The following is a 21,748-nucleotide window of genomic DNA, read 5'->3' as shown; positions in this document are numbered from 1 at the left end:
ATTATGAGTCCTACGCACGGCCTTGCAAGGGACTGCGTGGCGCTGCGCGTGAGCGTGAAATCTCTGTGCGTGCTGCACATCGCTGCATAGCGAGGGAGCAACGTTGCCCCTCTCGTTGCTCCCCTCTTGTCGGTAGTCCTAGGTAGGATCACGCACAGCGACGCACCTCCTGCGCCGCACCGATCACAAGGGAGCAGCGGCATGGCGGGCGCTACCAAGGACTCACGCAAGAAGCGCAGTGACGGCGAGGGATCCCTCTACCCCAAGCACCGCGCCGACTGCGCCCGCCCTCTCGACGCGCGCGGCAACCCCAAGTGCAAGTGCCCCTGGGTCGGCGCCGTCGTCCTCGGCTACATCGACGGCAAGCCCGTCCGCCGCAAGGTCCAGGCATCCACGCGCGCCGGCGCCGCTGCACGCCTCCGCGAGAAGCAGCAGGAGTTCGCCGACCAGCAACTCCCCGCCGTCGGGAAGCCGATCACCGTCGAGAAGTGGATGACCTACTGGCTCACCCAGATCGCTCCCCGCAAGGTCGCAGCCCAGACGATCGACAACTCCTACAACTGCAAGGTCCGGCAGTACATCGTGCCGCTGCTCGGCCACCACCGACTCGACCGCCTGACGCAGGAGCACATCGAAGCCGCGTGGGACCACCTCCGCACGAAGGGCAACCCCACCCTCGAAGCCGCCACTCCCCTGTCCGACAAGACGGTCTTGCAGACCCATCGGATCCTGTCGCGAGCACTCAAGGTCGCGGTCCAGCGCAAGCGCCTCCGGGCCAACCCCGCCGACACCAACTCCATGGACGCGCCGACCGCGAAGGACAAGGAGATGGACGTCTTCACGGTCGAGGAGGTCCGCAGCGTGCTCGCCGCTGCCGAAGGCGAGCGGCTCGAGGCCCGCTGGGTGATCGCTCTCGCGCTCGGCCTCCGCCAGGGCGAGGCGCTCGGCCTCCGCTGGGAAGACGTCGACCTCGAGGACAACGTCCTCCGTGTCCGCGTCGGCCTGCAGCGCCGCAAGGGCAAGGGCCTGATTCTCGGCGACCTCAAGACCAAGGGCTCACGCCGCGACCTCGCGCTCGGCGACAAGCTCGTCCGCATCCTCAAGGCCCACAAGAAGGCCCAGACCGCCGAACGCCTCGCGGCCGGCTCCACATGGACGGACAGCGGCCTCGTGTTCACGCAGGTCGACGGCAAGCCGATCGACCCGTCCCGAGACTCCAAGTCGTGGCACCGACTCCTCGACAAGGTCGACGTCAAGCACATCCGCCTCCACGACGCCCGCCACTCAGCGGCAACCGTCATGCTGCTCAAGGGAGTCGACCAGCGCACCGTCATGGACACGCTCGGTCACTCGCAGATCAGCGTCACCGCGAAGTACCAGCACGTCGTCGACGACATCAAGCGATCGGCCGCCGACGCCGTCGAGTCCGCGCTCTGGGGTTAGTCGTCAGTGAGGCGCCGTGAGAGGTAGTGCCGCTCCGCCGGGTGCAGATGCCGGAGCCGCTTGCGCAGCACGTAGACGTCCACGCCGAGCTCGTCGGCCGCTTCCTCGATGGAGTGCGACCAGGCGATGGCCTCGCCGACGGTCTCAATGCTCGGGAGCATGAGGCGAGAGGTCTCGCGACGGACGAGCTCTTCGTCCTTCGCCCGCAGGCCGAGTGGCTGCCACCCGCGCTCGAGGTGCAGCAGTTCGTGCTGCACGGTGCAGCGGCGCTCGGCCCACGTCATCCCGCGGCGCAGGCTGATCGCCTGGAACCGGTGGCTTGTGTGCCCCATGGAGCCGCCGTCATGCCACAGCAGCGTGACGTGCGCGAGCTCGCGCAGTCGGCGCCACGGGTTGATCTCCACGGCCGGGACCGTAGTCATAACCCCCGACAAGCTCAGTCGTCTCCGAGGCGCGGCTTCTCGCGGTCCTCATTGCGGGCAGCCAGACCGAAGTCCGCCCGGGCAAGGCCGGCTCGCGCGGCGTTGAAGTCGAAGCCGAACTCCTGTCCGTAGCGCCCGACCGAGATGCCCAGATCGCTCGCCTCGCTCTCGAGCTGGGCGACGTTCACCGCGCTCCGTTCCGCTGCAGCGTTCATGAACGCTGCTTCCTCTGCTCGTCGCACCAGATCCGCCAACGGGACCCTGAGTGCGGCGGCGATCGACCAGGTGTTGGTGACGTCGACCGGTCCCTCGCGCTCGATGCGCCCCATGGTCGTGTCTGAGATGCCGACCAGTGCGGCCAGCTGTGCCCGAGACATCTTGCGAATGTTCCGCCAGTGGCGGATCTCCGCGCCGAGGGCCCGCGTCAGGGCCGCGCTCTCGTTATCGGTCATGGCACGAAATCTACCGTTCCCAATACGAAACACGCCATATCTGGTGTGTTAAAACCTTGATCGTGCCAAATCTGACACGTATGGTTCCGGACATGACATCGATCGATCCGAGTTCGGCAGCCATGGGGCAGGCCGTACGTGGAGCACTCGCTCAGGCTGGACTCACCCAGGACGACTCGGCCCCGCTGCTCAACATGGGCCTCAACAGCCTCTCGCGGCGCATCAACGGCCTGCTGCCGTTCAAGTGGCCCGAGCTCGTGCAGGTCTCGACCCTCACCGGAGTCCCGCTCCTCGACCTCGTCACGAACGCCGAGCGGATCGCAGCCAAGGCGGCCGCCTGATGGGCACCGCCACCTCGACCGCAGCGGAGCGGCGCATGTTCCAGCGGAAGCCCGCAGCCAGCTACCTCGGAATCGGGCTCCGATCCCTCGACCAGCTCGCCGCAGACGGACAGATTCCGAAGACGAGGATCGCCGGCCGTGTGCTCTACGACCGAGTCGACCTCGACGCGTTCATCGAGCGCCAGAAGCAGGCGTCATGAGTGGGGAGCATTTGGACCTGGTCGCTCTCGTCGAGCCCACCCATGCGAAGGGCGCGACGCACGCCGAGCGATTCGCCGAGTTCCATCGCCAGAACCCGTGGGTTCTGGCCGCGATCGAGCGGCTCATCGGCGAGTGGATCCGCGCCGGTCACGTTCGCGTGGGGATCGGAGCGGTCTGGGAGCGGATCCGGTGGGAGTACGGCATGACCACCGGGGACACGTTCAAGGCGAACAACAACCACCGGTCGCACTACGCCCGCCTCGTGCTGGAGCGCCACCCCGAATGGGCGTCGGCCATCGAGACTCGAGAACTGAGGGCCGCATGAGCGCCCCGCCACGCGTTGTGCGTGACCCCAAGCCCACCGGAGGCCTTGTATCCGCGAGGGCTGTCGAACTGGCAGCCGATGCGATCCGTCGAGCGGGTCACGTCCCGACGCCGGGCAACATCCGCATGGTGTTGCGCGCCGACCGGGACGCCCGACGCGACGGCGACGACTACCAGCCGAAGTCGGAGGACGACTTCGCGTGGTGGGACCGCCTCGTGTCCGCACTCCCCCACGATCTGCGGCGCCGGCGCCAGGTCGCACGCCACGAGTTCGGGGCGCGGCGATGAAGGCCACGCCATCGACGGTGGCGCGCCTCGGCGCCTTCCTGCAGGCGATCGCGGTCGCGCCGACGCCCGGCGAGCCGACTGGTCTGGCTGCGGTCGTACGCGCAGCGAACGGCGACCTGTACGTCCGGGCGAAGGCCACCACGGTGACTCGTCACTGGACGAACGCCTACGGGATGAACGACCACACGCGGTACCGCTGGGACCAGCTGCCCGGGCCGCTCGAGGTCGTGTTCGCCGGGGTCGAGGTGGAGCCGTGAGCGACTACAAGTACCCGACGACGGATCGGGGTTGGCGCGGGCTGATGGAGCACAACGTGCCTCGCAAGGGGCGGTCGCGTGCTCCGCGTCCGATCTCGGTGAAGCCGCCGAAGTGCAACACCTGCGGCTACTGGCTCGCTCCGGCGTTCGATCACACGGCCTGCAAGAAGGCCTGACGCGTCCCGGTGCGCGCCCTCCCGGCGCCCGGGCCGAAGAAGCGGGTGGCGTGCTGGATGCGGCTGGGAAGGCCGCTCGCACGCCACCCGCGTCCACCTGAACTCCCTGTCGCTGCTGCCTGCCCTTGGAAGGGGCGGGGTCGTCACCAGTAGCGGCAGGGCGAAAACCACGAAGGCCCGCACTCCCCAACCGGGGGTGCGGGCCTTCGTCTTCAACAACCACTGAGGAGTCAACCATGACCACCACGAACGCGGCGACGCGGCATGCGCTCGCTATCCCGACCATCGTCGTTGTGGCGCAGTCGGCCGGGCTGCCGGAGCCGACGGGGTACATCGCCGACGGCGACACCGTGACGCTGGACCTTCCGACGCGTGCAGCTCTCGACGCGTGGGCCGCGTGGCTGGGCGCCGAGGTCGAGACGACGATGAGCCTGGGGTCCATCAACTACCGCGAGGCGTCGGGCACGAAGCTGCACGTGCCGATGACGCTGCGCCACGTCGGCGCTGACCTCGTCGCGGTGACTCAGTGAACGCGGACGAGCGGGTCGGCACGTTCCTGCTCATCGTGTGCGGCGGCGGCCTGATCGTCGCGATCATCGTGTGCGCGCTGGCCGACCAGGCGCCGCGGGCTCGGAGGGTGGCGCACCGGGTGCGGCTGCGTCTGCATGGTCGTCGGGGGCACACGGTGCTCAAGAACCGGGTGTACGTGAACGGTGCCGCGATGTACGTGTGCTCCTGCCGGAAGCGGTGGTGGGCATGAGCCGCCTCACGGTCGACCACGAGCTGCCGCGCCTGGTCATCAACTACCCGACGTGCAGCCACTGCGGCAACGACGTGCAGATCGAGGACGACGCCGCGTGGTGCGACACCTGCCTCGTCCAGTGGGGCTCGATCGAGGACGGCGAGATCTCTACGCCCGACGAGAACCTCGAGGGCTCCGAGGTGCCGTGCGAGATCGTCGAGCCGGACCGACGCGACGGCCACGAGTACGACTACAACGGCGAGCACTGGACCATCCACCCGAAGCAGCCGTGCATCCTCCCGTCTGGCCATGAGGGCGAGCATCTCTGCCCGCACGACATCGAGACGAGCCCGCTGTGAGGCGCCGACGCTCTCGCCTGATCGCGGCGCCGGCGGGCACGGAGTGCCGCCGCTGCTGCCAGCCCATCAATCACACCCGGGACATGGCCCAGGTCCGCGGCCAGTGGATCCACAAGGCGTGTGCCTCGGGTGGTGACGACGAGTGACCACCCGCTGCACGGACTGCCCGCCGACCCATCGGAAGAAGCCGGAGCCCGGGCACGTCCTCGACCGACGACCTGACCTCCGCGACCTCGAATCCATCGGCGCCGTCATCTGGCGCGCCCGACAGGAGAACGCATGACCACGAAAAAGCCGTGGGTCAGCGGGTTCTGCAACACCAGCAACCCGCCTGACTCCCACCAGCGGTGCAAGGGCCACCGCCTCGCACCATCCGGCGCGATCGCCTGCGCGTGCGTCTGCCACACGACGCCCCCGGCGTCGGCTACCCCCGCGACGGAGCCGACGACCGGGGCACCCCGCCTCGGCGTGTACGACGCCCTCGACGAGGCCGCGTACCACTCCGACCCGACGTCGATCTCCGCGTCGGGCATGAAGACGCTCCTCAAGTCGCCAGCCCACTTCAAGCACGGACTCACGCACCCGCAGGAGTCGGCCGCCATGTCCCTCGGGACCGTCGCCCACACGATCATCCTCGGCACAGGCCCGGGGTACGTCGCGATCGAAGGCAACCGGAACCGCAACGACGTCAAGGCCGCGATCGCCGCAGCCGAAGCGCAGGGCAAGGTCGTGCTCAAGCCCGAGCAGCTCAAAGCCGCCGAGCGCATGGCCGACGCCGTCCTCTCCCACAAAAAGGCGGCACGGCTGCTGGCCAGCCCCGGCCGGTCAGAGGTCTCCGTCTTCGCGCGCGACCCCATGCACGACGTCATCCGTCGCTGCCGCTGGGACCGCCTCGGAAACAACGGCATCGGCGTCGACCTCAAGACCGCGCACAACGTCGACCCGGCCGCGCTGCCGAAGCACATCATCGACTTCGGCTACGACCTCTCGGCCGCCTGGTACCTCGACACGTCCGAGTGGGCAGAGCTCGCTGTCGACGCGTTCGCGCTCGTCTTCGTCGAGTCCGCCGAGCCGCACAACGTGGTCGTCGTCGAACTCGACGACGAGTTCCTCGAGCGTGGGGCTGCGCTCGCCGAGAAGGCCCTGCGGCGCCACCGCGAGTGCACCGACTCCGGGCACTGGCCCGGCTACGCCGACGACGACGTACTCCGTCTCGCTCCGCCCCGCTGGTCGGACACCGCCGACCAGATCCTCCTCACCATCCCCGAAGGGACCACAGCAGCATGAACGAGATCGCAACCGTGAGCCACGGCTCAAGCCTGACCCTCACCGGCGACCAGGAGTTCTGGACCGACAAGCAGGTCGCCGCCCTGCGCCAGCTCGGCGTCGACCGCGCTACGAACGGCGACCTCGCGGTGTTCATGCACGTCGCGCAGCGCACCGGCCTCGACCCGTTCGCGAAGCAGATCTACATGGTGGAGCGGCAGGGCAAGCAGACGATCCAGACCGGCATCGACGGGTTCCGGCTCGTCGCCCGCCGTTCGGTCGACGCGTCGGGCGAGTCGCTGTCGATCAGCGGCGGCGAGTGGTGCGGCCCGGATGGGCAGTGGCTCGACGTGTGGCTCGCCTCGCACCCGCCCGCCGCGGCGCGCGTGACCGTCGAGCGCGGCGGGCACACCTTCGTCGGTGTCGCGCTGCTTCAGGAGTACATCCAGCGCAAGCGCGACGGCGACCCGAACGCCCAGTGGTCGCAGCGGCCGGCGCACATGCTCGCGAAGTGCGCGGAGGCGCTCGCGCTGCGCAAGGCGTTTCCGATGGACCTGTCCGGGGTCTACACGGACGACGAGCTCGGCCAGGCCGAGGCCCGGGTGTCGTCTCGGACGCGGTCGTCGGTCGCCGACGTGCTCGCCGACGAGGCGGCTGTCGTCGAGGGCGAGATCGTCCCGGATGGCGTCGCCCCGGAGACGGGCGAGGTGATGTCGTGAGCCGCCATCGGATCTGGCACGCGGCGTTTTGCACCTGGTACGCCCACGATCGTCGCGGGCATCGGGTGCGGGCGAAGGTGTGGGGCGGGATCGCTGACACGATCGCGCTCGCCCTGTGGCCGCTCGGTGGTCCCCGGTGAGCGGGTACAGGACGGAGCCCGACCCGGGCCAGCCGAACCGTTGCCCGTCGATCGACCCGCACGACACGCTGCAGTGTGGTCGCCAGATCCACGACGACGACCGCTGCAGGTTCGGCGGGATCGCGTGGGTCAAGGGCACGCCGCGGCACATCAGCGACCGCGAGCGCGCAGAGGCTGCTGAGGCGCAGGTGGCCGCGCTGACCGCGACAGCCGCTCGGTTGCGGGCGGCCAAGGACGAGCTCGTGGACGACCGCGCGGCTCTTCGTGTGCAGGTCGCCGCGCTCAGCGACGGCATCACGCGGCTTGCAGATGGCGCGAAGTCTGCTCACGACACGGCCAAGATCGGGTTCGACGCGAGCAAGCGCCGCGACGTGACGTTCGCCGGTCAGATGCAGGCGTTCGCCGCGATGGAGCAGGCGGCCCGCGCCCTGCTGGCTCGTGTGGACGCGCCGAAGCCGGACGACGTGAAGGGACAGGCCGATGCCGTGCGAGCGTGCGGCGCTACATGCGGGCCGACGTGCTGGGTGCAGGGAGTCTTCAAGGACCACGAGCACACCTGCACGGACCACCAGCTTGACGACCATCGCTGTCAGTGCGGCGCGTCATGGGGAGCCTGCTGCCGGTCGAAGGAGGCCGACCGTGGCTGACCTCGGCCCAGCCCGGCCCAACTTCATGGGGATGCAGGTCATCACCTCGCCCCATGCCGTCGCGCCACCGTCACACGGCGAATGGGCCCGCCGCTTCGTCCGGCACGGCATGGCCGACATCCTCGACTGGCTCGGCGAACCTGTCGGCCCCGAGCCCCACGAGCCCGTCCCGACCGTGCTCCTCCTCACCGCACAGCAGACGGCCATCGTCCACCCCACGGTGTACGCCGCGCTGCGCGCAAAAGCGACGCAGATCAACCCAGCCTGACAGCACCACCAACAACCACCCTCACGGCCCCGCACCGCTCATCCGGTGCGGGGCCGTTCTGTACCCCCAGGAGCAACCACATGAGCGTCGCCGTCGCAGAGCGCACCATCTCGCAGCAGATCGCCGCCGAGCTCGACATCCGCGTCCGCCGCTACCGCGACGCCTGGACGGGCGGCGAGGTCACCGTCACCGACATCTTCTGCGGCGGCGGTGGCAGCAGCACGGGCATGATCCAGATCCCCGGCGTTCGCGTCACCATGGCCGCGAACCACTGGGACCTCGCCGTCAAGAACCACAGCGCCAACCACCCCGGCGCCGACCACGCAGCCGTCGACCTCCACGAGGAAGACCCCCGCTACTTCCCCACCACGGACATCCTGTGGGCGAGCCCGGAGTGCACGAAGTGGTCGCAGGCGTCCGGCGGCAAGTACATCTCGGTGTCGACCGAGCTCGACCTGCTCGACCTCCTCAACCCCGACCTGGTCGAGGAGGACCCGGAGACCGCGATCGTCCAGCGGTCCCGGCTGCTGATGTTCGACGTCCTCCGGTTCGTCGAGCACCACCGCTACAAGGCCGTCATCGTCGAGAACGTCGTCGACGTCGCCCGCAACCCGAAGTTCGCCGACGCGTGGGCACTGTGGCAGAAGGGCCTGCGCAACCTCGGGTACAAGTACCGCGTCGTCTCCCTCAACTCGATGCACGCCCAGGCGCACGGCGCGCCGGCGCCGCAGTCCCGCGACCGGCTGTACGTCGTAGCGGTCCGCGAGGACATCCCGTTCCCGGACATCGACAAGGTGCTGCGCCCGATGGCGTGGTGCCCGACGTGCGAGGCCGCGGTCGAGTCGCAGCAGGCGTGGAAGAACGGCCGCACGGTCGGGAAGTACCGCTCGCAGTACGTCTACGTGCACGGCGCGTGCGGCACCACGGTCGAGCCGGCGTTCCTCCCGGCCGCCGCCGCGATCGACTGGGGCATCGTCGGGAAGCGGATCGGTGACCGGCCCAAGCCCCTCGCGGACAAGACCCGTCGCCGGATCGCGGCGGGCATCGCGCGGTACTGGTCGCCGTTCCACATGGAGTCCGGCGGCAACCAGTACGACGCGGCCGACCCCAAGCACAAGAGCTTCGGCGACCCGAACGCGTATTACCGGGCCTGGCCGGTCGAGGAGCCGCTGCGGACCCTGCACACGCAGGAGACCAAGGCGCTCGTCGTGCCGCTCGAGGGCCGCGCCGGGGACCGCGTGAAGTCGGTGGGCGACCCGCTGCGCACCCAGACGTCGCGTCACCTCGACGCGTTCGTGACCGACGCGCAGTTCGGCGGCCGCGACTGGTCCGTCGCCGACGTCGCGCCGACCCAGACGACCTACGACACCGCAGCGGTCATCGAGTCGCCGTTCATCGCGGAGCTCCGCGGCGGTGGATCGGACGCCAGGTCCGTCGAGTCGCCTCTGTCGACCGTCACCGCGTCGGGCAACCACCACGGTCTCGTCACGCCGTACTACGGCGCGTCCGAGTCCGCGAAGCCAGTCGACCAGCCCATCGGCACCCTCACGACGGTCGACCGCTACGCGCTCATCACCCGCCACTTCGGCAGCCCTGTCGGCGGCGAGGCCAGCATGACCACGCCCATCAGCGAGGCCCTGCGCACCCTCACCACCACCGCACAGCAGTCCGTTCTCACCCCGGGCGACATCGACGCCGCAGCGGCCACGGTCGACGACTGCCTGTTCCGGATGCTCGAGCCGCACGAGGTCGCCGCGGGCATGGCGTTCCCGTCCGACTACATCTGGCACGGCACCCGACGCGAGCGCGTGAAGCTCGCCGGCAACGCCGTCACGCCGCCCGCCGCCCGTGACCTCATCTCGGCTGTCGTCGAGGTGCTCGGCGGCCTCGACATCGCCGCCTGACCCGTCCCTGATCGGAGACCCCTCATGCACATCACCGCAGACCGCAAGACGCTCACCGACACCGCCACATGGGTGGCCCGAGCTGCCCCGCGCCGCGCCCAGATCGCAGCACTCGCAGGCATCCACGTCACCGCCACCGACGGTGCCGTCCGGCTCCAGGCATTCAGCTACGACGTCGGGCACACCGCACGCATCACGGCCACCACGCCCGTCAACGGCGAGGCCCTCATCCCCGCCGCGTTCCTCACAAGCGTGCTCGCCGGCCTCCGTGCCAACGAAGTAGAGCTCACCGTCGAAGGCCGCCGCCTGACCGTCACGGCCGGGCGCTCCACGTACAGCACGCAACTGCTGTCGCTCGCCGACTGGCCGAACCTCCCCGACATGCCGCCCATCGTCGGCCAGATCCCGGCAGGGCTGCTCGAGGACCTCATCAGCGCCGTCGAGTACCCCATCGACGACGGCACCCCGCACGACCAGGTCCGTGGCCTCCACCTCGAAGGCAGCGCCGACGAACTCGTCGCGGTCGGTGCGGACCGTTCGTTCATCGCCGAGGCCACCGTGGCATGGGCACACGCCGGCGACTTCGCCGCCTCCGTGCCGTCCGTCGGGCTGCTCGGCGCGGTGCGCGGCCTCGGAGACGTCGTCCAGATCGCATGGCGCGACGGCCTCCTCGGGCTCACCGACGGCACCCGCGAGGTCACCATGCGGACCTTCGTCGGCGAGTACGTCCCCTGGCGACGACTCCTCCGCGACGCCGCAGACGACGACGTCTCCATCGTCGTCGACGCCGCCGAGCTCCTCGGCGCAGCCAAGCGCACCAGCGCGCTCCTGCCGAGCGGCACCGGAACCGTCGTCATCGACGCCACCCAGTCCGAGATCGCCGTCTCCAGCCGCAGCGAGGAAGCCGGCGGAACCGAGTACCTCGACGCCACCACCGACATCAGCGACACCCCGTTCACCACGGGCATCGCACCGCGCTACCTCATCGGCCTTCTCGGGTCGTTCCCCGGCGGCCCCGTCCGCATCGGTGCCGTCGCGGGCCGCAAGCCCCTCACGTTCCGCCCGCTCGACCACCCCGGCATCACCTACATCGTCCAGCCCAAGCGCACAGGAGCCTGACCATGACCATCTCCTTCCACGGCACCCTCCTCGGCGTCGAGTACACCGACCCGGCCGAGTTCGAGAAGGCCGCCAAGGCCAACGGCTTCCAGAACGGCCGCAAGGACGACACCTGGAAGCTCGGCACCGACGTCGTCCTGACGATCAACGACGAGAAGATCCGCGGCCAGATCTGGTGCCGCGCGCAGACGCGGGGCTACGTCTGGGTGGCGCTCGACAACGGAAAGTACGTCGCCATCAACACCCGGTACGGCGGCATCTACGAGCGCCCCGGCGGCGACGAGCTCGGCCGATGGGCCGCGTGAGCGGCGGCGACGCACGGTTCCCGCATGGCTTCACCTGGCATCTCGTCGGCGGGGTACGGCAAGCAGTGCCGAACCCCGCCCCGCCACCACCAGCGCCCAAGGTGCTGCCGCCCGACCCGATTGCGTGCCCCACCTGCAAGGCCCGCCGAAGCCAGCGATGCCGGACACCCGGCGGCAACCACGCAGCACAACCGCACGCAGCGCGCCTCATGCCCTACGTGCGCCGCTGCCCCTGCGGCAACGACGTCCCAGACAACCGCCTCGGGTTCTGCACCAACGAATGCCGAACCACGAGCGACCGCAAGCGATGGCGCGACTACGCCAGCAGCGCCTACGCCCGACACAAGGAGACCGCCTGATGGCACTCGGCAAAGTCCGTGCACTCCACCCCGACTTCTTCTCCGACGATGACCTGGCCGAGGCCAGCATCCCGGCCCGCATGCTGTTCGCGGGCCTGTGGTGCTTCGCCTGCGACAACGGCCACGTCGCCGACCGCTCGAAGCAGTTGAAGCGGTGGCTGTTCGCCACCGACGACGTGAACGTGGCCGAGCTGCTGCGCGAGCTCGAGGACGTCGCCGAAGTGATCGAGAGGGCCGGCGATGGATGGATCTTCATCCCCGGCCTCACGAAGCGACAGCGCATCGACTGGCGCTACTTCAAGACGTGCGATCGGCCGGGCTGCGAGAAGCCCCCGAAGCCTGAAAAGTCGAATCCTGAGCGTGAAACCCGCAGGGCCACGTCGGGCACACGACGGGAAGAGGAGCCCCGAGCCCCTAAACCCGTCGGTGATGGTGATGGTGATGGTGATGGTGATGGTGATGGTGATGGTGATGGTGATGGTGATGAACTACTAGTCGCTGATCGCGACCCATCGCCTGCTCCGCAGCCGACGAAGCCACCCCGGCCACGCCCCGACGTCGACCGCCTCTGCAACCACCTCGCCGACCGCATCCACGCCAACGGCTCCAAGCGCCCCGCCATCACCAAGGCATGGCGCGACTCAGCCCGCCTCCTCCTCGACCGCGACGGACGCACCGAAGACGAAGCCCGCCGAGCCATCGACTGGTGTCAGGACGACGAGTTCTGGCGCAGCAACGTCCTGTCGATGCCGACCCTCCGCAAGCAGTACGACCGCCTCCGGCTCGCTGCGACACGCGCCACGTCCCACCAGCCATCGCGCATCCAGCAGAACCTCGCCGTCGTGTCCCAGCTCGCCGCCGAAGAAGCCGCACCCCACCCGATCGGAGAACTCACGTGACCCCCACCGAGGCCGGAACCCTGCTCACGATGGCGTCGGCCTTCGACAACCGCAAGGTGGATCCCGACGCCGCGAAGGCATGGGCCGTCGCTCTCGACGGCCTCCGCTTCGACGACTGTCGAGCCGCGCTGATCCAGCACTACAAGACCTCCACCGACTGGCTGATGCCCGCGTCGCTGCGGACGCTCGTCAAGCGCCTGCGCCGAAACCGCGTCCTCGAATACGGCGTCCTGCCCGACCCGCCCAGCCACCTCGACCCCGACAACGCCGCCGCCTACATCGCCTGGCAGAAGGCCACGACCCGAGCCATCGCAGACGGCAACCCACCAACCAAGCCCGCCGAACTGCCCGCGCGCGACCCCGGCGAGATCCGCGCGCTGCTCAGCGCCGCAACCAAGGAGATCCCCGAGTGACTGACGCCTGCCGCATCCACGCGCCCGCCGACGACCACCACGACACCTGCCCCACCTGCCTCGCCAAGGTCCGCGACAACCTCCACGAGATCGCACGCCTCATCGCCGACCTCCCCGCCGAAGCCATCACCAAGGGCCTCAACTCCGAAGCGATGAACCTCCTCGCCCCGGCAACCGACTACGAACAGGCCGGACACATCGAGGCATCCATCGCCGCCGGCCGCATCAGTCCCGACGACTACGACGCCGCGACAGCCCCGGACCTGCTCCACCCGAGCCACGTCATCGGCTGCTGGGACTCCCTCGTCCGTGACGCACTCGAGCACACCGAACCCGAGACCTGGTCCGTCACCACGGGCATCGACTACCTCGACCTGCAGCTGACGTACCTCGCCGGATACGAACACCTCGCCTTCGACGAACTTGCAGCCGACATCCGCGCCTGCCGCATCCACCTCGAGCACGTCCTCCACGACGGCATCCAGCGCGACACCGGCGCACCATGCCCCGCCTGCTCGACGACGCTGCGCCGCACGTGGGGCACCGAGCCCGCCCTCGACGGCTGGGAGTGCCCGGCCTGCGGGCTCGAGTCCAGCCAGGCCGAGTACGAACACGACGTCGCAGCCACGCACCGTCAGCGCGCCTCGTGGCTGACCGACGAGCAGATGGAGATCAGGGTGGGCGTCAAGGCCGCGACGGTGCGCTCGTGGGGCCGCCGCGGGGGTCCCGTCTCGCGGCGACGGCACTCGGAGCGGACGGAGTACGCCGTGGCCGACGTCGAGGCTGCGGCGTGGCGGAAGGGCCTGGCACACCTCGGATACTTCCCGATCCAGCCACAGACCGAGGCCGAGCACGGAATGATGACGCCGTGATTCGTCCGCAGACTGGCAGCCACATCACCGACGCGATCCTGGCCGCAGCCGTCATCCTCATCCCGCCACTCGCGTTCGGCATGGCCTTCGACACGAGCGCAGCCGCCATCGCCACATGGGTCGGAGCCATGGCAACAACGGGCGCACTCATCGCCGCGATCTACGCCGGCCACCAAGCCGCCAAGATCGTGCAGGTCGAGCGCGAGCGAGACGATCGAATCGAGGACAAGGAGCGTCGAGCGCAGGCAGAACAGATCGCCGGGTGGGTCTCGAACAAGAACCACCTGAACATGGTGAACCTGTCGAACCTCCCGGTCTATGAGGTCCAGGTCCGATACGAACTCGGCGAGCTCGATGCGACTGAGGAGTACGGCGCACTCGTGCCAAGCACGCGCGAGGGCGGCAGTCGGCAGGTCAGATCATTCGACATGATCCTGCGGAACGTCCTCCAGACGCTGCCGCCCACGGAGCGTCCCCGCCCTCGAGTCACTGTCTGGTTCACGGACACTGCCGGAATCCGCTGGGAGCGCGACGGGCACGGAACACTGCGCGAGTGCCCAGAGTCGACCTGACACGCCGACCCCGCCTGCTTGCGCCGGAACTGCCCAGTCCAGCACAATGAGCGCGGATACCTACGCCCCGAGCCAAACGGCCGGGGCGTTCGTCATTCCCGGGGGTGAACCATGGCGCGCTCCGTCTACGACACCGCGTTCCACCGAGCACAACGCAAGGCATGGGCACCCATCGTCGAAGCAGGCGACACCGAATGCACCGAGCTCCGGTGCCTGATGCCCGACCGCACCATCAACCCCGGCACACCCTGGCAACTCGCACACGACCGACGCGTCTGCATCTGGCCACGCCACCACTGCACCAGCGACTGCTACCTCGGCCCAGCCCACCAACGCTGCAACACCAGCGAAGGCGCCACCCACGGCAACACCGGCGGCGTCAAACGATGGCGACTCTGACCCCGCCGCGTTTTTAGAACCCCAAGAGAAATGCGACCCCGCCGGCGAGGTTTTCTCTATCTACCGATCCCCCCTCCCCCTCTGGGGTTGAGCCGTTGGGAGGCGTCGTGGCGAAGGTCGAGGAGCCGGTGGCCCTGCTCGCTGCGGTCGAGTCTGGTGACGTGCTGTCGATGCTCAAGGCGCAGCGTCGGTTGATCGCGGAGTCGTTGACGACGGCGGCGGAGAACACGCGGCCTCAGTTCAACAACGAGCTGAACAAGCTCCACACGCTGATCGCGGCTGAGGAGGAGCGGGTGAGGGCAGCCAAGGAGGCTGCTGCGGAGGAGGCCCGTCGCAATGGTGGTGCAGCCGCTGACGCAGCCTTCGACCCCTCGGCTGTCTGAGGTCGCGAAGCACGTCGTCGTCCCGTCTGGCGTTGTGTCGACGGGCTGGCCGGCTGTCGAGGCGAAGTGCGCCGACATGGGCATCCGGTTCCGGTGGTGGCAGAAGCCGATCGGGCAGATCCTGCTCGGGAAGCGCGCAGACGGGAAGTACGCCGCGACGATCGGCGGCACGGGCCTGGCGATCCCCCGCCAGGTCGGCAAGACGTTCCTGATCGGCGCGATCGTCTTCGCGTTGTGTCTACTGCGGCCGAACCTCACGGTCATCTGGTCTGCCCACCGTCTACGGACGGCTGAGGAGACCTTCAAGAAGATGCAGGCGATGGCCCGCAAGAAGGCCATCAAGCCCTTCGTGAAGAAGGTGACGCTCGGCTCCGGCGAGGAGTGCATCGAGTTCGTCAACGGCTCGCGGATCATGTTCGGTGCGCGCGCGGCCGGCTTCGGTCGAGGCTTCGACGAGGTCGACGTCGTCGTGTACGACGAGGCGCAGATCCTCGACCAGTCCGCGCTGGACGACATGGTCCCGGCGATGAACCAGTCGCGGCAGCCTGATGGTGCGCTGCTGCTGTTCATGGGCACGCCGCCGACGCCGAAGGATCCGTCCGAGGTGTTCCTCGGCCTGCGTGCGGATGCGTTGTCGGGCAAGGACGAGGACACGGGCTGGATCGAGTTCGGCGCCGCGGATGGCTACAAGCCGCCTCCGGTGTCGGAGCCGATGACCGAGGCGGACTGGGTGCAGGTGGCCCGGGCGAACCCGTCGTTCCCGGAGGACACCTCGCGTGAGGCGATCCTGCGGATGCGGAAGCGTCTGGGCTACGACTCGTACTGCCGCGAGGGTCTCGGCATCTTCGACGAGCTAAACAAGCAGTACGCGTTCGGCGCGGGCAAGTACGAGGCGTGTGCGGTCGAGGACCCCGGTCCGGTGGTCGACGCGATCGCCCTGGCGGTGTCGTTCGAGCGCAACTGGGGTTCGATCGGCGCGGCCGGTCAGATCACGGTCACGCACGAGGACAGCGACGGCAACGTCACCGAGGTCGATGCGGTCTTCGGTGCTGCCGTCGAGCGCCGCGAGGGCACTGGCTGGCTGGTTCCTGAGGCGTGGCGGCTCCACAAGAAGTACGCCGTCCCCATCGTGGTGTCGCGGTCGGCGAAGGACCTGATCCCGGCGCTCGAGGCTGTCGGATTCGTCCTCGACAAGACGCTGATCAAGGCGTCGACCGACGACAACCAGAACGCCTGCTCGCAGATCTACGAGCGGGTCCGCGCCGGCACGTTCGCCCACGCGAACCACGACGACCTCGACAACTCGGTGTACGGCGCCCACCGCAAGACGCAAGGCAACGCGTGGGTGTGGGACCCGAAGAACTCCGAGACCGACGTCGCAATGCTCGAGGCCGTCACCCTCGCCGCCTGGCAGGCCGCGCTCGTCTCCCCCGACTACGACGTGTTGGCCAGCGTCCTTTGACCCGCAGGAGGCGTCATGAAGAAGTTCCTTGGCCGTATCGGCGAAACGGCGCGCGGCGGTGCTGCAGGTGTCGCGTCCGCGCAGGGCGCCATCGGCGTCGCGACGGTCTCTGGCGGCTGCTGGGTGCAGTTCGGTAACGGCTGGGCCTTGATCGTGGGCGGCGGCTTCATGCTGCTCGGCGCTTGGGGCAGCCGATGACCTGGCCGTTCTCCCAGCGCACAGCGTCCGTCTCCCCCGGCCAGCTCATCCCTGGCCGCAACGGTCGACGCTCTGGAGTCACTCGGGTGACCCGCGAGCAGGCGCTGCGGAACTCCGCAGTCTGGGCCTGCCAGCATCTCCGGGCCGATCTGACGTCGCTGATGCCGGTGGACGTCTTCCGGCGCGTCGGCGGCGTCCAGATCGAGCAGAACAAGCCGCCCGTGATCGTTGCTCCTGGCGGCGATGACTGCCGCTGGATGGAGTGGTCATACTCCACGACCGTCGATCTGGACTCCAGCGGCAACACCGTTGGCGTCATCGTCGAGCGCGACGGCGCGGGCCTGCCGAAGGTCATCGAGCTGGCGAACATCGACGAGGTGTCGTTCATCGGCAAGGGCTCGAAGATCCACAAGGTCCGCATCGGCCGCACAGAGTACGACCGCTACGACATCTGGCACGAGAAGCAGTTCACGCGCGCCGGACTGCCGGTCGGGCTCTCGCCGATCGCGCACGCGGCCTGGTCGATCGCGGGCTACCTCTCTGCGCAGGAGTTCGCGCAGGACTGGTTCTCGAACTCGACGGTCCCGGGTGGCCACCTCAAGAACATCAACAAGGAGCTCAACAAGGGCGAGGCACTCGTCGTCAAGGAGAACTTCAAGGCGTCGATCCAGTCCGGCGACGTGTGGGTCTCCGGCAACGACTGGGAGTACAAGATGCTCTCGGCCAAGGCCGCCGACAGTGCGTTCATCGAGATGATGGACGCCTCACTCAGCGACATCTGCCGATACCTCAACGTGCCCGGCAACATGATCGACGTTCCCACCAAGGGCTCGTCGGTGACCTACGCGAACCTCACGCAGGACAACCTGCGCCTGCTGACCCTGAACATGGGCGGGTCGCTGCGCCGGCGCGAAGAGGCGATCTCCCACGGGCTGCTCCCAAACCCGCGGTACATCAAGTTCAACCGTGGCGTGCTCCTCGAGATGGACATCGCGGCGCGGTACTCCGCCCACAAGAGCGCGATCGACGCCCGGTGGAAGGTCCCGTCCGAGGTGCGCGAGGACGAGAACCTCCCTCCGCTCACTCCGGAGCAACTGGCCGAGTTCGCCGTCTTCTCGAAGGCGCCCTCGCCTTCGACCGTCAACGTCGTCACCCCGAAGGAGGGGCAGGAATGACCACCACGCTGGAGGCCGCTCAGGCTCGCAGCCAGGGCGTGCGCGCGCTGGCTGATCGTCCCTCGCAGCGGCGCAACGCCGAGGACCCGTCGTCCCGTCCGCACGTCCGCGCGACCGTGCGCGACATGGACGTCCGCGAGCTGCGGGACGCCACGACCAACACCCCGACTGGGATGGTCGAGTTCACCGGCTACGCGTCCGTCACGGACACCTCCTACGAGATGTACGACTTCTACGGGCCGTACCTCGAGATCGTCGCGAACGCGGCGTTCGAGGAGACCCTGAACCGGGCCGACCTCGACGTGCCGTTCGTGCTCGGCCACGACCAGATGCGCCGAATCGCCCGCACGGTCACCGGGACGCTGCGCCTGTCGGTCGACGAGCACGGGCTCCGCGTCGAGGCGACGCTCGACATGAGTGACGTCGACACGGCGTACATCGTGCCGAAGCTGCGGGCGGGCCTGATCGACGAGATGTCGTTCGCCTTCCGCATCACCAAGGGCTCGTGGAACCCGTCGTACGACATCTACACGATCGAGAAGGTCGACATGCATCGCGGCGACGTCGCGATCGTCGGGTGGGGCGCCAATCCCTACACCGACGCCGGCCTTCGCTCGCAGTCCGCCGAGGCTGCCCCCAAGACCCGCAGCCGCGTCTACGACGACGAGCTGCAGGACCGGATCGCCTGATCCACCCCGAGCATCGCGCTCGAGCAACCGCGCCCGCGGCCGTCCCTGGGCCTGGTTCGACTCGCTGCCTGTTGCGGCCAGTCCATCCAGAGCACTCATCCCACGAAAGGGGACGGTCATGACTCTTGACCAGCTCATCGCGGCGAAGTACGCCGAGCGCGCGGCCCGGCTCGCCGAGCGCAACGAGAAGTCCAAGGAGCTCCGCGACCTCCGCTCCGCCGAGGCGCCCGACGAGGCGCGCGAGGGCGAGATCCAGTCCGAGATCCGCTCGCTCGACACCGTCATCGACGGCCTCGTCGCCAAGATCGCCGAGTACGAGGCCGAGCGCGCCGCCGACGTGGTCGCGGACGCCCGCGCCGCCGAGACGACCCCGGGCGCCGAGTCGCCCTCCGAGAACCGCGCGCCGGCCGTCGTGAAGACGGAGGCCCGCACCTACCGCCAGGACCAGGACAAGCGCGGCAAGCTCTTCGCGAGCGACGTCGCCGCCGCGTTCGCGGGCGACTTCAATGCACAGGCGCGCCTCCAGCGCCACATGCAGGAGGAGCGCGTCGAGCGCGGCGCGGAGGAGTTCGACGTCCGTGCCGTCGGCACCGGCGCGTTCTCCGGCATCGTCGTCCCGCAGTACCTCGTGTCCGAGTTCGCGGGCCTGCCCCGCGCGGACCGTCCGCTCGCGGACGCCATGCGGCGCCACGAGCTGCCTGCGACCGGCATGACGGTCAACCTCGGCAAGCTCACCACCGGCACCACTGCCGGCGAGCAGGCGTCCGAGAACGCGGCCGTGTCCGAGCAGGATGCCGACGACACCCTGCTGACCGCCAACGTGCTGACGTCGGCCGGTTCGCAGACCGTCTCCCGTCAGGGCTCCGAGCGCGGCGTCGGCGTCGAGGACACGATCATCGAGGACCTGATCTCCGCCCAGCGGGCCAACCTCGACTCGCTGATCCTCAACCGCGCTACCACCGGCCTCACCAACCTCGCGACCAGCATCGCGTACACCGACGCCACCCCCACGGCGGCCGAGCTGTACCCGAAGCTGCTGCAGGGCCCGGCGCAGGTCGAGGCCGCGATGCTCAACGCCCACCCGGGCGACGTCATCGCCGTCATGCACTCGCGTCGCTGGTACTGGCTGCAGAGCCAGCTCACCTCGACCTGGCCGCTGTTCGGCCAGCCGGGTGCCGCCGCCCAGCAGGCTGGCGTGAACTACGCCGAGCGGTACGGCAACGGCTTCCGCGGCGTGCTGCCGTCCGGCGTCCCGGTCATCGTGGACAACAACATCGCCACGAACCTCGGCGCCGGTACCAACGAGGACGAGGTCTACTTCGTCTCGCAGACCGAGGCGCACCTGTGGGAGGACCCGAACGCCCCGGTCCTCATCCGCGCGGAGCAGCCGAAGGCGAAGAACCTGGGCATCGACCTCGTCGTCTACGCCTACTTCGCCTACATGTTCAACCGCGTGACTCACGCGCAGAAGATCAACGGCACGGGCCTCATCACGCCGACCTTCTGATCCGGGTCTCTGCTGCTCGTCCTGCCCTTCGGGGTGGGTCGAGCAGCGGGGTCTCTGATCACAACCAGTCGACACGAAGGAGGCCGCCATGGCCGAGCAGAACGAGACCGAAGCACAGAAGCTCGCCCGCGAGCAGGCTGCCTGGCGCCGCGCCGACACCATCCGTGCGCTCGAGGAGGAGCGCGTCGGCTACGAGCGGTACGGACGCACCGACCGTGTCGAGCAGGTCGACGCCGCTCTCCGCGCCGCGAAGAGCGAGGTCAAGGAGCGCAAGGCGCCCGAGCCCGCTGAGCAGACGACGACGGCCCCCACCGAGCCGGTGCCGGCGAAGAAGACCGCAGCCCGCAAGGCGACCGCGAAGCGCGCGACCCCCGAGGAGTGATGATCCGTGGCCGACATCCTCACCCTCGATGACGCGCGAAAGGCACTGCGGTTGGCGGTCGCGGACACCTCCAACGACACCGACCTGACCGAGACGTACATCCCCGCGGTCACCCCGATCGTCGAGGACGTCGTCGGCCCAGTCATGTCCCGCACCGGGCTGACGTTCACCACGGACGGCGGAGTCGTGAGCATCGACCTGCCGACTGCGTTCACTGCGATCACCTCGGTGACCGAATCGGGCAGCGCCCTGACCGAGGGCACCGACTTCGTCGCCGACCCGAAGAGCGGCCTGGTGCACAGGGGCTCGGCGGCTGGCCGGTTCCTCTTCGCGGCCGGCGTGCGGAACGTGACCGTGACGTACACCGTCGGCTACGCCGCGGCGGCCGCCAACGTGCTCGCCAACCACCGTCTCGCTGCCCGGATCATCCTGCGGCAGATGTGGCAGGCCGACCAGCAGGGCGCCCGCCCGGGCCTCGGGTCGACCGACACCGAGACGACGCCGTCCGGGTTCCTCATCCCCCGCCGCGCAGCCGAGCTCCTGCGCAGCACGCCCAACCTGCCCGGGTTCGCGTGATGGCCCAGTCGATCAAGGCCACAGTCGCCGGGCTCAAGGCGGCATGCGACGCGATCTACTCCGGCCAGATCGCCCCGGACGGCTCCCCCGTGCTCGTCACCTACGGCCCGCCGGACACGTACATGCCCGCCGCCATGGTCGCGGTCGGCATGGACATCCGGCAGCCGATCACGAGGCCCACGATGGGCTCGGCCCGCTCCCGCGACAAGCAGGCGGAGATCGACGTCGTCATCAACGTCTGGACCGGGTCCGGCACCGAGGAAGGCCAGCCTCTCGTCAGCGAGAAGGCCGACGACCTGGCCGAGCTGCTCGAGGCGTACTTCCGCGCCAGCGGCCAAGAGACCCTCGGCGGCGGCTGCATGGACTCGTGGGTCTCGAACATCACCGGCCCGAAGCCCGACGTCACCTTCGACGAGAACGGCGCCATCGCCGGGCGCGTCGCTGAATCCATCGTCACCGTCACTGCCCGCATCCGCCAGTAGGAGGACA

33 protein-coding genes are annotated in these 21,748 nt (G+C 69.0%); 31 read left to right on the top strand and 2 right to left on the bottom strand.

Annotation, left to right across the window (positions count from 1 at the left end; translation table 11 throughout):
• Positions 1 to 201 precede the first annotated feature (201 nt).
• The gene (locus tag EPD65_RS11875; protein ID WP_131584398.1) at positions 202 to 1,443 is read left to right on the top strand and encodes a tyrosine-type recombinase/integrase; all 1,242 of its coding nucleotides are present in this window, start codon (positions 202 to 204) and stop codon (positions 1,441 to 1,443) included.
• Here EPD65_RS11875 and EPD65_RS11870 read toward each other — a convergent pair.
• Both EPD65_RS11870 and EPD65_RS11865 read right to left on the bottom strand, forming a co-directional pair.
• Entirely contained in the window at positions 1,440 to 1,847 is a 408-nt protein-coding gene (locus tag EPD65_RS11870; RefSeq protein ID WP_131584396.1) for a hypothetical protein, read from the bottom strand. The genes EPD65_RS11875 and EPD65_RS11870 overlap by 4 nt on opposite strands.
• Before the next feature lie 32 nt (positions 1,848 to 1,879).
• A complete protein-coding gene (locus EPD65_RS11865; RefSeq protein WP_131584394.1) occupies positions 1,880 to 2,317 on the bottom strand; it encodes a helix-turn-helix domain-containing protein in 438 nt (145 codons plus the stop codon).
• Positions 2,318 to 2,409: 92 nt separating this feature from the next.
• Here EPD65_RS11865 and EPD65_RS11860 point away from each other — a divergent pair, with 92 nt between their 5' ends.
• The 30 genes from EPD65_RS11860 (at position 2,410) to EPD65_RS11720 (ending at position 21,741) form a co-directional block, all read left to right on the top strand.
• The gene (locus EPD65_RS11860) at positions 2,410 to 2,658 is read left to right on the top strand and encodes a hypothetical protein (RefSeq protein WP_131584392.1); all 249 of its coding nucleotides are present in this window, start codon (positions 2,410 to 2,412) and stop codon (positions 2,656 to 2,658) included.
• Entirely contained in the window at positions 2,658 to 2,858 is a 201-nt protein-coding gene (locus EPD65_RS11855) for a helix-turn-helix domain-containing protein (RefSeq protein WP_131584390.1), read from the top strand. Before EPD65_RS11860 ends, EPD65_RS11855 begins: the two co-directional genes overlap by 1 nt.
• Positions 2,855 to 3,184, top strand: coding sequence for a hypothetical protein (locus EPD65_RS11850; protein WP_131584388.1), 330 nt, complete (start codon positions 2,855 to 2,857; stop codon positions 3,182 to 3,184). The genes EPD65_RS11855 and EPD65_RS11850 overlap by 4 nt, the downstream gene beginning before the upstream one ends.
• Complete coding sequence (locus EPD65_RS11845) at positions 3,181 to 3,471, top strand: hypothetical protein (RefSeq protein WP_131584386.1); 291 nt, start codon at positions 3,181 to 3,183, stop codon at positions 3,469 to 3,471. Before EPD65_RS11850 ends, EPD65_RS11845 begins: the two co-directional genes overlap by 4 nt.
• Positions 3,468 to 3,728, top strand: a complete 261-nt coding sequence (locus EPD65_RS11840; RefSeq protein ID WP_131584384.1) for a hypothetical protein — start codon at positions 3,468 to 3,470, stop codon at positions 3,726 to 3,728. Before EPD65_RS11845 ends, EPD65_RS11840 begins: the two co-directional genes overlap by 4 nt.
• Entirely contained in the window at positions 3,725 to 3,904 is a 180-nt protein-coding gene (locus EPD65_RS11835; RefSeq protein ID WP_131584382.1) for a hypothetical protein, read from the top strand. Before EPD65_RS11840 ends, EPD65_RS11835 begins: the two co-directional genes overlap by 4 nt.
• A gap of 236 nt (positions 3,905 to 4,140) precedes the next feature.
• Positions 4,141 to 4,434 (top strand): hypothetical protein, encoded by a 294-nt coding sequence (locus EPD65_RS11830; RefSeq protein WP_131584380.1) that lies wholly within the window; start codon positions 4,141 to 4,143, stop codon positions 4,432 to 4,434.
• The gene (locus EPD65_RS11825; protein WP_131584378.1) at positions 4,431 to 4,664 is read left to right on the top strand and encodes a hypothetical protein; all 234 of its coding nucleotides are present in this window, start codon (positions 4,431 to 4,433) and stop codon (positions 4,662 to 4,664) included. The genes EPD65_RS11830 and EPD65_RS11825 overlap by 4 nt, the downstream gene beginning before the upstream one ends.
• Positions 4,661 to 5,005 (top strand): hypothetical protein, encoded by a 345-nt coding sequence (locus tag EPD65_RS11820; protein ID WP_131584376.1) that lies wholly within the window; start codon positions 4,661 to 4,663, stop codon positions 5,003 to 5,005. The genes EPD65_RS11825 and EPD65_RS11820 overlap by 4 nt, the downstream gene beginning before the upstream one ends.
• Before the next feature lie 279 nt (positions 5,006 to 5,284).
• Positions 5,285 to 6,292, top strand: coding sequence for a PD-(D/E)XK nuclease-like domain-containing protein (locus EPD65_RS11815; protein ID WP_131584374.1), 1,008 nt, complete (start codon positions 5,285 to 5,287; stop codon positions 6,290 to 6,292).
• Positions 6,289 to 6,990 (top strand): phage recombination protein Bet, encoded by a 702-nt coding sequence (bet, locus tag EPD65_RS11810; protein WP_131584373.1) that lies wholly within the window; start codon positions 6,289 to 6,291, stop codon positions 6,988 to 6,990. Before EPD65_RS11815 ends, bet begins: the two co-directional genes overlap by 4 nt.
• A 136-nt stretch (positions 6,991 to 7,126) precedes the next feature.
• Positions 7,127 to 7,777 (top strand): hypothetical protein, encoded by a 651-nt coding sequence (locus tag EPD65_RS11805; protein WP_131584371.1) that lies wholly within the window; start codon positions 7,127 to 7,129, stop codon positions 7,775 to 7,777.
• Positions 7,770 to 8,045 carry a hypothetical protein gene (locus tag EPD65_RS11800; protein WP_131584369.1) on the top strand — a complete coding sequence of 92 codons (276 nt, stop codon included), beginning with the start codon at positions 7,770 to 7,772 and terminating at the stop codon, positions 8,043 to 8,045. Before EPD65_RS11805 ends, EPD65_RS11800 begins: the two co-directional genes overlap by 8 nt.
• 80 nt (positions 8,046 to 8,125) lie before the next feature.
• Entirely contained in the window at positions 8,126 to 9,949 is a 1,824-nt protein-coding gene (locus tag EPD65_RS11795) for a DNA cytosine methyltransferase (protein ID WP_131584367.1), read from the top strand.
• A 24-nt stretch (positions 9,950 to 9,973) separates the two neighbouring features.
• Positions 9,974 to 11,068 (top strand): DNA polymerase III subunit beta, encoded by a 1,095-nt coding sequence (locus EPD65_RS11790; protein ID WP_131584365.1) that lies wholly within the window; start codon positions 9,974 to 9,976, stop codon positions 11,066 to 11,068.
• 2 nt (positions 11,069 to 11,070) lie between these two features.
• A complete protein-coding gene (locus tag EPD65_RS11785; RefSeq protein WP_131584363.1) occupies positions 11,071 to 11,373 on the top strand; it encodes a hypothetical protein in 303 nt (100 codons plus the stop codon).
• Positions 11,374 to 11,731: 358 nt separating this feature from the next.
• Positions 11,732 to 12,631, top strand: coding sequence for a hypothetical protein (locus EPD65_RS16310; protein ID WP_165872982.1), 900 nt, complete (start codon positions 11,732 to 11,734; stop codon positions 12,629 to 12,631).
• The gene (locus tag EPD65_RS11780; RefSeq protein ID WP_131584361.1) at positions 12,628 to 13,044 is read left to right on the top strand and encodes a hypothetical protein; all 417 of its coding nucleotides are present in this window, start codon (positions 12,628 to 12,630) and stop codon (positions 13,042 to 13,044) included. Before EPD65_RS16310 ends, EPD65_RS11780 begins: the two co-directional genes overlap by 4 nt.
• On the top strand, positions 13,041 to 13,916 hold the full coding sequence (locus EPD65_RS11775; RefSeq protein ID WP_131584359.1) for a hypothetical protein: 876 nt from the start codon (positions 13,041 to 13,043) through the stop codon (positions 13,914 to 13,916). The genes EPD65_RS11780 and EPD65_RS11775 overlap by 4 nt, the downstream gene beginning before the upstream one ends.
• Positions 13,913 to 14,488, top strand: coding sequence for a hypothetical protein (locus EPD65_RS11770; protein WP_131584357.1), 576 nt, complete (start codon positions 13,913 to 13,915; stop codon positions 14,486 to 14,488). Before EPD65_RS11775 ends, EPD65_RS11770 begins: the two co-directional genes overlap by 4 nt.
• Positions 14,489 to 14,599: 111 nt before the next feature.
• The gene (locus tag EPD65_RS11765; RefSeq protein ID WP_131584355.1) at positions 14,600 to 14,887 is read left to right on the top strand and encodes a hypothetical protein; all 288 of its coding nucleotides are present in this window, start codon (positions 14,600 to 14,602) and stop codon (positions 14,885 to 14,887) included.
• Positions 14,888 to 14,994: 107 nt separating this feature from the next.
• Positions 14,995 to 15,270, top strand: a complete 276-nt coding sequence (locus tag EPD65_RS11760; protein ID WP_131584353.1) for a hypothetical protein — start codon at positions 14,995 to 14,997, stop codon at positions 15,268 to 15,270.
• Entirely contained in the window at positions 15,224 to 16,732 is a 1,509-nt protein-coding gene (locus tag EPD65_RS11755) for a terminase large subunit domain-containing protein (protein WP_165872985.1), read from the top strand. The genes EPD65_RS11760 and EPD65_RS11755 overlap by 47 nt, the downstream gene beginning before the upstream one ends.
• Before the next feature lie 15 nt (positions 16,733 to 16,747).
• Complete coding sequence (locus EPD65_RS11750; RefSeq protein WP_131584349.1) at positions 16,748 to 16,930, top strand: hypothetical protein; 183 nt, start codon at positions 16,748 to 16,750, stop codon at positions 16,928 to 16,930.
• An 86-nt stretch (positions 16,931 to 17,016) separates the two neighbouring features.
• Complete coding sequence (locus tag EPD65_RS11745; protein WP_165872984.1) at positions 17,017 to 18,105, top strand: phage portal protein; 1,089 nt, start codon at positions 17,017 to 17,019, stop codon at positions 18,103 to 18,105.
• Positions 18,102 to 18,794, top strand: coding sequence for an HK97 family phage prohead protease (locus EPD65_RS11740; RefSeq protein WP_131584345.1), 693 nt, complete (start codon positions 18,102 to 18,104; stop codon positions 18,792 to 18,794). The genes EPD65_RS11745 and EPD65_RS11740 overlap by 4 nt, the downstream gene beginning before the upstream one ends.
• Before the next feature lie 118 nt (positions 18,795 to 18,912).
• The gene (locus EPD65_RS11735) at positions 18,913 to 20,301 is read left to right on the top strand and encodes a hypothetical protein (protein WP_131584343.1); all 1,389 of its coding nucleotides are present in this window, start codon (positions 18,913 to 18,915) and stop codon (positions 20,299 to 20,301) included.
• 88 nt (positions 20,302 to 20,389) lie between these two features.
• The gene (locus EPD65_RS11730) at positions 20,390 to 20,683 is read left to right on the top strand and encodes a hypothetical protein (protein ID WP_131584341.1); all 294 of its coding nucleotides are present in this window, start codon (positions 20,390 to 20,392) and stop codon (positions 20,681 to 20,683) included.
• Positions 20,684 to 20,689: 6 nt separating this feature from the next.
• A complete protein-coding gene (locus tag EPD65_RS11725; RefSeq protein ID WP_131584339.1) occupies positions 20,690 to 21,259 on the top strand; it encodes a hypothetical protein in 570 nt (189 codons plus the stop codon).
• Positions 21,259 to 21,741, top strand: a complete 483-nt coding sequence (locus EPD65_RS11720; protein WP_131584337.1) for a hypothetical protein — start codon at positions 21,259 to 21,261, stop codon at positions 21,739 to 21,741. Before EPD65_RS11725 ends, EPD65_RS11720 begins: the two co-directional genes overlap by 1 nt.
• Positions 21,742 to 21,748: the final 7 nt, after the last annotated feature.

The sequence above is a fragment of the Nocardioides jejuensis genome (assembly GCF_004337475.1).
Classification (GTDB): domain Bacteria; phylum Actinomycetota; class Actinomycetes; order Propionibacteriales; family Nocardioidaceae; genus Nocardioides; species Nocardioides jejuensis.
The sequence above is the reverse complement of the archived record's forward strand: the minus strand, read 5'-3'. Positions and strand labels throughout refer to the sequence as shown.